Genomic DNA, 10,190 nt, shown 5'->3' with positions numbered 1-10,190 from the left:
CCTCTCCCCGGGAGATAAGCGCATTTGGGCACTATCTCCAGCGTCCAGTCCTCCGCCCACTGCAATTAAGCGTATTTAGACTTCCTGCTCCACCATACCTGATTAGCCTTTGCTCAATAGCTCCCTCCCCTTTTCCCCGATCGTATAGCCGTAATCCCTACGATCTCCGCCTCCGACTCGAACGATGAATTGGGTTTGCTTCATACTGCCGATAAGCTCGCGCGCTTTTCTGTGACCGACGCCCAGCCAGTCGCGCACGTCCTGAGACGTGAACATTCGCGAATCGGCGGCCATTCGCAGCAGCTCCCTTTCATGCACGGCCAATTCCAGCAACCCGCCGCCCCCTCGGCCGCGCCTGCCCAGCGCCTCGTACACCGCCCGTTTGCACATCTCGGGTTTCTTGTCCAGCTCGTCCCGGCTAAACGGAAAGTACGTGTATCCGCCCAGCGCGAACGTCCGCATCCGCATACGCTCGAAGGAGAACCGGTCCCTCGTCATCAGCTCGACATGGGGTACGTAGCCGTCGCATTCGAACACTAATCCCAGCGGCTCGTAGTAGACGTCGGCATAGATCTTGACCCCGCTCGCCCCCACGATCTCGTATTCCAGCTGAAATCCGTCCAGCGTCCCGAACACCGGCAGCAGAAGGTCGGTCAACAACTTGATGGTTCCACTCAAATCGCGCTGCAGCATCTCCTGCCGCTGCCCCTTCGCCGACTTTCTCTGCTTTTCGATAAACTCGGCGACGATGGAGTCCACTCCCCGATGCTCCCTGCGACTTGCTTCACTTTGGGCCATAAACCGATCCTCCTTCAAATGTCGTTGAAAACAAAAAAGCCGCCCGCTCCACATGGGAGGCAAGCGGCGTGTGCTTCACGCGCATAAATCTATAATGGTTCTAGAGTCAGCACCAGAATATCATACTGTCTCCGAACTGCCAAGCCACGCGCGTGCCTTGCCGCTCTTAGGCCACGAAACACCACGCCATGCCAGTTCTCCTTCTCCTCCTCCACCGCTATTGCGATCGCAATCTGCGCAAGGTATATTCATACCACAAGGCCAATTCCGCGGAAAACGGCGAGCTTGGCATCGGAGAGGAGACGACGGCTTTGTCGCCCAAAGTGACGGAAGCGTATAAGGAAGAGAAGCGTGCCTCCATACTAGCGGGGGCGCTGGACTGCTTCCTGGACAAAGGATTCCAGGCCACGACGATCGACGACATCGCGCGTCGCCTCCGGATCAGCAAGGGCTCGCTCTATGCCTACTTTGTCAGCAAGGAAGAAATATACATCCAACTGGCGCACGCGAGGATGGACGAAATGGTCGCCGCGCTGAACGCGCTGTATAGGGAAACGTCGAGCGCCAAGGCGATGCTCCGGCATATGTTCGAGCGCTTCCGCAGTCAGCCGCTGGACGAGCTTCGAAAATGGCTGACCTTCCACCTCGAGTTTACGACGTACGCGTCCCGGCGGCCCGAGCTCATCGCCTCGAACCGGGCATACATGGACAAAGCACTACGACTGTTAAACCGGATTCTGGCTTCCGGCAAGGAATCGGGCGAGTTCCGCGGCGACCTGGACGCGTCCTCGGCCGCCTACCTGTTCTGGGCCGTACGGGACGGTCTTGCCCTAAGCTTCCTGCTCGACGGGGACGAGACGGAATATCGGCGAATTCTCGACGACATGGAAGCCATGGTCATGAAGCATCTGACAGCCTCAGCCCATGAACCCGCGGAGCTGGACTAAGGCTGCCGCAGCTCCCGAATGCGGTACAACAAACTGTCGAAGTCGCCGCGGAGCGGCAGCTCGACGCCGATCCGCATCAGCGCCCGCCCGCTGCGGACGTCCTTCGCGCGTTCGACCTCCGGACCATCGCCCTTGACGCCGTCGATCTCCGCACCATCGCCCTTGACTCCGTCGACCTCCGGACCATCGTCCTTGGCACCGTCGACCTCCATGCCGTATATCTCATAGCGCTTGTCGGGGTCCAATCCCTGCAGGCGCAGGCGCGGCAGCCCGTCCCCAAGCTTCTGCGCATGCAGGAACGCGAACAGCACGCTCTCCTCGCCCATGTCGCCGGCGCCCACGTATTGCACCGCGTCCACGCTCTTGTGCTCGAGCGCGCGCAGGCGGTACTGCCTGCCGCCCTGCACGAGCGGGCGAATCTCCTTGTACTGCGCCACCAGCGCGGCCGCTTCCCGGAGTTGCTCTTCGCTCCACTCGTTCAGATTGGCGCCGATCCCGAGCGTGCCCGTCATCGCGCTGTGGAACCGGTACTTCAGCGACGTCACCCGCTTGTTCATCCCGCTCACCGCTTCCGTCACCCAGCAGGTCATCAGCTTCGGCGCGTATACATACGAGAAGCCCTCTTGAATGCTGAGCCGGTCGAACGCGTCGGTGTTGTCGCTGGGCCACGCCTGGTCGGCATAGCGCAGCATCCCGAGGTCGATGCGCGAGCCCCCGCCGGCGCATGTCTCGAACGCCACGCCGGGGAAGCGCCGCCGCAGCTCCGCCCAGATCTCGTACAGGCTCCGCACGTGGCGAATCCACAGCTCCTTCTGCCGATTCAGCGGATGGTCCTGCATGCCCGGTTCGGTGATGGTCCGGTTCATGTCCCATTTGACGAAGGCGATGTCGTGTTCGCCGAGCAGCTTGGACATGAAGTCGACGATATACCCCTTGACGCCCGGGTTCGAGATATCGAGCACCAGCTGGTTGCGGAGCTCCGTCCGGGCGCGCGTCGGGAAATGATAGACCCAGTCCGGATGGCTGCGGTACAGGTCGCTGTCCGGGTTGACGGCCTCCGGTTCGACCCAGATGCCGAACGCCATACCGAGATCGCGCACCTTGCCGATCAGCTCATCCAGCCCATTCGGGAATTTCTCCGCGTTAACGGTCCAGTCGCCCAGCCCTGCGCGGTCATGGCTGCGCTGGCCGAACCAGCCGTCGTCGATGACGAACAGCTCCGCGCCTACCATCGCCGCGCGCTCCGCCAGCGCGATCTGATCCTTGGCATTGACGTCGAAGTAGGTCGCCTCCCACGAGTTGTATAGCACCTTGCGCAGGTCCCTGCCGGGCGACACATGCTCGTATTGGTACCTGTGCAGCCCGCGGCTCATCGCGCCGAAGCCCCCGGCGGCGTATCCCCCGACGAACGACGGCGTCTCGAAGCGCTCTCCCGGTCCCAGCGTCCATTCGCTGTCGAAGTCGTTGATGCCGCCCGTGACCCGCACGCGGCCGAACGCCGTCTTCTCCGCGACGATCTTCCAGTTGCCGCTCCAGCCGAGCGCGCCGAACCACACCTTCCCGCTCTCTTCCGTCGCGGTCCCTTCGTCGATCGCGAACCAGGGGTTCGCATGGCCGTCGGTGAATCCGCGCCGCGACTCCAGCACCTTCTTGCCCTCCGTGAGCGACGCGCTTCGCAGCTGGAACTCCCCTGCCCACTTGCCCGTCACGTGGGTCAGCCGATAGTCGCGCAGCTCCGGCAGCGACCAGGCCGCCGACTGCGCGCTCTCCAGCACGACGTCGCGGTCGCCGGTATTGACGATCAAGGCATGCCGCTCGATCAGGTCATGTCCGGGCCGGACACCGTAAATCAAGTGCGCTTCGAGCGGGTACGCCTCGTCCCTCAACACGACCGTCAGCGTCTCCTTGCCGTCGTCCGCCCGCTCGATCCGGTGCCCGGCGTACGCCATGCGCAGATCGCGCACGCCGTCGTGCCAGCGTACCTTGAGCGTGGGCTCCATGTACGACAGGCCGCCCCAATAGGCGAATTCCTCCGCGTCGCGGTCCAACGCCGCATCGAAGGAGCTGTGGAGACGGGAGCCGAGAAGCGGCGCGCAATCGGCGGCCGCCACCGGATCTCCCCAATACAGATGCTGCAGGACGCCTTTCTCGTTCAGCCCGAACACGTAGGAGCTGCCGGCCGTCGAGATGGAGAACAGGCGGCGGTCCGTATCGAATTGAATCATCCTTGGCCCTCCAGACTCTTTTCCAGCCGCACGCCGATCCGCCCGATCTCGGGAGCCGGATCCTCGTCGTGATACAGCTTGACGCGATTCGCTCCCTTCCTGAGCCGGATCTTCACCTCCTTGATGCCGGAGATGTCCCAGCGCGCCGGCCCCCAGCCGCCGGTGTTGAAGAGCACGGAGCGAATGGCCGGCTCGTCGTTCACCGCGATCAGCAGCGCCCGGTTCTCGCCGGAGTAGTAGTCCAGGGTGAGAATGTACTCGCCGTCGGCTTCCGCCATGACCGCGTCGAACGTAAGCGAGCCGCCGTGTCCGAGGCCGACCGCCTTCCGCTGGCCGGTGGCGCCGTCGACATGGCTGAGACCGGCGCCGCCCGCGAGCTTGCCCGCCTCGGCCGGATAGTACGTATCTTCATGCGGCGCCCAGCCGATGATCCGGACGTGATCGATCCGCGGAGCAGCCTCGTCCGCGCCGGTCCGTCCGAGCGCGATCGTGTTGTCCCCCTGCCGCAGCGTCACGACGATATCGGACGTCCGGACCACCTCGTCGCCGCCGGAGGACTCCAGACGGAACAATTGCGGGGCACCCTCATTGACGCTGACGCCAAGGCTGCTCGGCGCGCCGGAGAGGTAGAACAGCCGCAGCGTATGCCGGCCGTCCCGGTCCGCGGCGATCCGCTCGAACGACAGCTCGCCGTCGCCGCCCAGACGAACCGCGCTGCCGTACGCGGCGTTCTCGCAGGCCGCGCGGTCCGCGCTGCCGCGAAGGACGGCCTCCAGCGAGGAATAGGACTTCGCGTCAGCATCCATATAGCCGCCCTGCACGCCGGACTTGAGCGCGCGCTTGCCGTCGCTGATGTACAGCGCGAAGCCGCCGCTGTCGAGCGATTGCACCGACACGCTGTCCCGGCTCGTCAGACGCCGGACCTCCTTTTTCAGCACGTCGCCGTTCCTGCCGTCTCTGTAGATCTCCACCTGGTACTCGCCTTCGGGCAGGAAGTCCAGCGGGAGCGTCAGACTGCGCGACGACGTCACGATGCCGCCGACGAACCATTCCTGGCCCGCTCTGCGCATCAGGACCGCATGGTCGCCGGGGAATCCGGTCAGCACCTTCACCTCATCGAACTTGGCCGGCAGCCTGCGCAGGAACTCCGTGCCCTTCCACGGCTCGTACGTATAGATGGAATCGGCGAAGTGCTGCACGCCGGAGTCGTAGACGACCGAGAGGGCCAGCTGATGCCCCTGCGTCGTATTGCGGTTCAGATTGGAAAAACCGGTGACCGTGTAATCCATCGGCCCCACGACATTGCGGGTGAACGGGACGGTGCAGTTGTGCTCGGCATGGGGGAGCCCGCTCCATTTGTAATGCTCGAGCCCCAGAATCCCCTCGGCCGTCATAATGTTCGGATACGTCCGGCCCTCGCCGGCCGGCTTGGTGCTGCCGTGGAAGTTGATCATCAGCTTGTGCGCGGTCATCAGATCCGCGATCATGTTGTACTGCCACATCGCGTGCTGCGAATCGTTCATGAAAAAGTCAACCTTCAGGCCGACGACGCCCCATGCCGCCCAACGCGGGATTTTCTCCTGCGCCTTTTCAAGCGTGTCGATCGCCTGCATGTCCGACCACAGCCAGACGTCGACGCTCCGCGCTCTCGCATAGCCGCACAGATCCTTCACCCAGCTGTCGTCCCAGCCCGCATCCACCGTGATCGCCTCGAAGCCCATCGCCGCGGCAAAGTCGACGTATCGTTTCTGCTCGCTGTACAGCTGCGCGCCGTTCTCGAACGCCCACCAGGACCAGATGCTCCGCGCCGGCTTGATCCAGGACGTATCCTCCCAGTCGCACGGCGGATTAAGGTTGTAATTCATCGTGCTGTTCACCAGCGCGTCCAGCGAGTCGCAGACGGTGACGAGGCGCCAAGGCGTCTCAAGCGGCAGCCCGCCCTTCATCGGCTCGAGCTGCTCCGGCGCGAAGGCGAGCTTCATCCGGCCGTCCGGCTCGGTCTGCAGGTGGCTGGAGCAATAGCTGCCGCCCGTGTTCAGAATGCCCGCCTCGGAGACCATCGCCCAGCGGCCGTCCTCTGCGCTGTGCAGGAGCGCCGGCATGCCGTAATCCCGTCTGCCCGCCTTCTCCCAGCCGCAGCGGTTGTACGTGCCTTCGTACGTATTCACCCAATCCTGCAGCCACAGATCGTCATAGGTCTTGGGAAAAACGAAGTCGGTATATTCCGCATAGACGCGGATGGACTGCTCATCGTCGCTCCCGCTCCTGTCCGCTGCGCCGCGAATCGTATAGCGGAAGGCAAGGCCGTCGTCGAACAGGCGGAAGCAGACGGACACGGCCAGCCGTTCGACCTCGAAGTGCAGCGTCAGCTCGTTGGCTTCGTTGCGGTAGACAGACTTCTTGCTGACGGGCAGCGAATAATGCTCGGAGACGGCTGCCTCCTCGAGCTTCACGAAGCGGTAGCCGCTGCGCAGATCGCCGAGGCTCGTCGCGATGCCCAGCCTGGACCGGCCGAGGACGGGGCGCCCGCCGGCTTCCAGCGAGTAATAGAGCGCCTCCTCCTGATCCTGGGCGATGGACAACGTCAGATTCCAATCGGGCGATGAGAGTTTCCACATATGCATAATCTCCGTTCCGGTAGTTGATAGATTGGTTGCTCTTTTATAATGCCGCTGCCGCGGCTACCCCTTCACGCTGCCCATGACGATGCCATGAGCAAAGTACTTCTGCAGAAACGGGTACACGAACAGCACCGGCAGCAGGGCGACGATGACTTGCGCCGCGCGCGACGTCCGATCGGAGATCATGGACCACTTCGTGACGTCGACGGCCGACATCAGCGACATGTCGCGGTTCACGATCACGGTCTGCAGATAGCTCTGCAGCGGGTAGTGCTCGGGGCGATTCATGAGAATGAGCCCTTCAAACCACGAATTCCAATGGTTCACGATGCAGAACAGCGTCAAGGTCGCGATCGCCGGCGCGGAGAGCGGCACCGCGATGCGCCATAGCGCCTGCCAGCGGCCGGCGCCGTCCATCAGGCCCGCTTCCTCGATCTCGTCGGGCAGCGACTTGAAGAAGTTGAGCAGCAGGATGACGTTCATGACCGGTACCGCGCCGGGCAGGATCAGCGCCCAGAAGGAATCGATGATCCCGGTCATCTTGATCGTCATATACCAGGGGATGAGCCCGCCGCTGAACAGCATCGTCGTCACGAAGTACCAGGCGTACGCCCAGCGGAACCGGAAATCCTTGCGTTCCTTGGACAGCGGATACGCGACGAGAATCGTCAGCAGCATGTTCAGCGGGACGCCGACTGCCACGCGCAGCAGGGAGACGGTAAACGCGCGGCCGAACTCCGGCTTGCCCAGCACGAATTCGTACGACTTGAGATTGAAGCCGACGGGCCACAGCTTGACCTGTCCCGAGCCGGCGGCCGCGCTGCTGCTCAGCGAGAGCGCCAGGACGTTCACGATCGGCAGCAGGCAAGCGACGGCCACGAGGGCCATGACGGCGTAATTGAGCGCGACGAAGGTTCGTCTTTCCCAGGATGCATCGTTGTTCATAGTCGACCCACTCTTCCTAAAAAATCCGGTAATTCGTCCATCGGTAAGCGAGCACGTACGACGCCCCGATCAGCCCGAAGGACACGACCGACTTGAACAGCCCCACCGCCGTGGCGACGCCGTAATTGGCGTTCTCCAGACCGATCCGGAACACGAGCGTGTCGATGATATCCCCCGTCCGGTAGACCTGTGGGCTGTAGAGGTTAAAGATCTGCTCGAAGCCCGCGTTCAGGACATTCCCGAGACTTAAGACGGACATGAGGACGATCATCGGGAGCAGGCCCGGCAGCGTCACGTAGAGCGTCTGGCGGAGCCTCCCGGCGCCGTCCAGCGCCGCGGCCTCGTACAGGGCGGGATTGATGCCGGTCAGCGCGGCCAGATAGACGATCGTGCCGTAGCCGAATTCCTTCCACGTATCGGACAGCACCATCGTATAGGGGAACCAGCGGGGATCGCCGAGGAAGTAGATCTCCTTCAGCCCCAGCGCCCGCAGCAGCTCGTTCACGATGCCCGTGGACGGCGAGAGGATGTCGATCAAGAGACCGCTCAGGATGATCCACGACAGGAAATGCGGGAAATAGATGATCGTCTGCACGCTTCGCTTGAACAGCCGGCTGCGGGCTTCGTTCAGCATCAGCGCGAAGGTGACGGGAACGAGGACGCCCGCGGTCATCTTCATGACGGCGATGAACGCCGTATTCCAGATGACGCCCGAGATCTCCGGCATATGCATCATGTACTCGAAGTTGTGCCAGCCCACCCAAGGGGAGCCGAACATCCCCTTGGACGGCACCAGCCGCTTGAACGCCATGACGATCCCGGCCATCGGGATGTAGCTATAGATGAATACCAGTACGACGCCTGGAATTAACATCAGGTGGAAAGGCAGTTCGCCGCCTTGCTTGCGCCTCATCATGATCGCCTCTTCCTGAGATCAGGCCGCGTCATTTTACTGGGACGCTTGCCATGCGTTGACTTCTTCCGTAATGGCCTTGCCGCCGAGCGAGTTCCATTGACTGACGAACTGTTCGAACTCGTCGATGGAGCCCCCCATCATAATCCGCGTAAAGGCCTCCAACTGAAGCTTGCTAAGCGTCGCGTTGTTGTCCGTCATCCCCTGCGTCGGCGCGCCGTAGAACGCGTCGTCGGTATGCGCGCCGTCCTTGGCGTACCCCTCGATGACCGCGAGCGAGCCCTCCGGACCGTACATTTTCTCGCTGTCCCAGAAGTTGACGTCGCCGCCGCGATAGGAGACGATCTTGTCGTAGTAGCTTTTCTCCTCCGCGTTCAGCGCGGCCGGGTCATTGGCTTCGAGCGCCTTGACCACGTTCAGGTGAGCGTCGAGGTTCTTGCGCGGCGCCTCCCCGTACAGCAGGGCGTATTCGAACACCGCGTTGCCGCTCTTGTCGGCGTTGTAGACCTCGGGCTCGGCCGACTTGCCCCACAGCTTCTCCAGATCGAAGTTCAGGAGCTTGACGGCGGCCTCGGGATTTTTGGCGTCCTTCTTCACGACGTAATACGTGCTGATCGCGAACGGCACCTGCGCCAGCGCCGGCTGCGCGTCGACCGAGGGCAGCGCGATCGGCTTCCATTCCATGGCGGGATTCGTCTTCTTGCCGTCGAGCAGCCAGCCGGCGTTCCAGAAGTAGCCGTAGAACAAGCCGAGCTTGCTCGCGTTGGCCGCGTCCTTCACCTTGGTCGCGTCCTTCGTGCCGAACTCCTTGTCGATCAGGCCGCCCTTGTACATCTCCTGCAGCTTCTGCAGCGCGGCTTTGGTCTCGGGCTGCACGCTGCCGTAAGCCAGCTTGCCGTCGCCCGCCTTGACCCAGATGTTCGGGTAGGCGTGATAGCCGTTGAAGAACCCTTCCAATGCGCCGAAGAAGCCGAAAATATCCTTGGTCGCGCCGAGTCCGTACGTATCCGGCTTGCCGTTGCCGTCGGGGTCTTGCTTGACGAACGCTTCGGCGATTTTCTGCACGTCGTCCATCGACTTCGGCTCGGACAGGCCGAGCTTCTGCAGCCAGTCCGTTCTCACCCACAGCACGTCCGCCTGCCCGAGGCCGGAGCTCATCTTCGGGATGCCGTACATTTTCCCGTTAAAGGTGCCGGACTTGAGCGCGTTGCCCCCGTCCTCGCTGAGCAGCTTCTTCGTCAGCTCGGAGCCGTACTTGCCGTAGACGTCGGTCAGATCCATCACCTGGCCGTCGTCGACCAGCCGCTTGAGCTGGGCCGCATTGACCGACATGATGTCGGGCAGGTCGTTCGACGCGATCGCGATGTTGAGCTTCTGGTCGTACTGCGCGGCCGGCGTCGTCCACAGGTAGTTGATCTTGATGCCGAGCTGATCGGCGTACGCGCGCGACCAGACGTTGTTGTCGATCGACTCGCCCTCGCCGAACTTGGTGCCTTCGGAGATCGCGCGCACCGCGGAGACTTCGATCGGCGGGTCGTACTTGCCGAGCGGATCGGCCGTGGCGTCCGCCTCGCCGGATGCGGCGGCGCTTCCCGCGCTTGCGGAGGCGCTCCCGCTCGCGCCGTGGTCCTCTGCGTTGCCGTTGTTTCCGTTATTGCCGCTGCAAGCCGCTAGCGCCGATACGAGCGCGAGCGGGAGCAGAATCGCCGTGAAGAGCTGCCGTTTCATCGTGCTACTCATC

General features: G+C 62.8%; 7 protein-coding genes. 1 reads left to right on the top strand and 6 read right to left on the bottom strand.

What is annotated here, in order from left to right; translation table 11 throughout:
* Positions 1-102: 102 nt before the first annotated feature.
* Positions 103-798 carry a hypothetical protein gene (locus PQG80_RS20975; protein ID WP_271753514.1) on the bottom strand — a complete coding sequence of 232 codons (696 nt, stop codon included), beginning with the start codon at positions 796-798 and terminating at the stop codon, positions 103-105.
* Between the two features lie 311 nt (positions 799-1,109).
* Between PQG80_RS20975 and PQG80_RS20970 the strand changes: the two genes are divergently transcribed.
* Positions 1,110-1,745: a TetR/AcrR family transcriptional regulator gene (locus tag PQG80_RS20970; protein WP_271753513.1), complete on the top strand. Its 636-nt coding sequence runs from the start codon at positions 1,110-1,112 to the stop codon at positions 1,743-1,745.
* On the opposite strand, the gene PQG80_RS20965 is transcribed toward PQG80_RS20970, so the two are convergent.
* The 5 genes from PQG80_RS20965 to PQG80_RS20945 form a co-directional block, all read right to left on the bottom strand.
* The gene (locus PQG80_RS20965; protein ID WP_271753511.1) at positions 1,742-3,970 is read right to left on the bottom strand and encodes an alpha-galactosidase; all 2,229 of its coding nucleotides are present in this window, start codon (positions 3,968-3,970) and stop codon (positions 1,742-1,744) included. The two genes, PQG80_RS20970 and PQG80_RS20965, sit on opposite strands and share 4 nt — an antisense overlap.
* Positions 3,967-6,588, bottom strand: a complete 2,622-nt coding sequence (locus tag PQG80_RS20960) for a glycoside hydrolase family 97 N-terminal domain-containing protein (protein WP_271753510.1) — start codon at positions 6,586-6,588, stop codon at positions 3,967-3,969. The genes PQG80_RS20965 and PQG80_RS20960 overlap by 4 nt, the downstream gene beginning before the upstream one ends.
* Before the next feature lie 63 nt (positions 6,589-6,651).
* Positions 6,652-7,536: a carbohydrate ABC transporter permease gene (locus PQG80_RS20955; RefSeq protein ID WP_271753509.1), complete on the bottom strand. Its 885-nt coding sequence runs from the start codon at positions 7,534-7,536 to the stop codon at positions 6,652-6,654.
* Positions 7,537-7,552: 16 nt separating this feature from the next.
* On the bottom strand, positions 7,553-8,452 hold the full coding sequence (locus tag PQG80_RS20950; RefSeq protein WP_271753508.1) for an ABC transporter permease: 900 nt from the start codon (positions 8,450-8,452) through the stop codon (positions 7,553-7,555).
* Positions 8,453-8,485: 33 nt separating this feature from the next.
* Positions 8,486-10,177 (bottom strand): extracellular solute-binding protein, encoded by a 1,692-nt coding sequence (locus PQG80_RS20945; protein WP_271753507.1) that lies wholly within the window; start codon positions 10,175-10,177, stop codon positions 8,486-8,488.
* Positions 10,178-10,190: the final 13 nt, after the last annotated feature.

The organism is Cohnella rhizoplanae (assembly GCF_948329515.1).
In the GTDB taxonomy this organism is placed as follows: domain Bacteria; phylum Bacillota; class Bacilli; order Paenibacillales; family Paenibacillaceae; genus Cohnella; species Cohnella rhizoplanae.
Note: the sequence above shows the minus strand (reverse complement) of the source record. Positions and strands in the feature narration are given on the sequence as shown.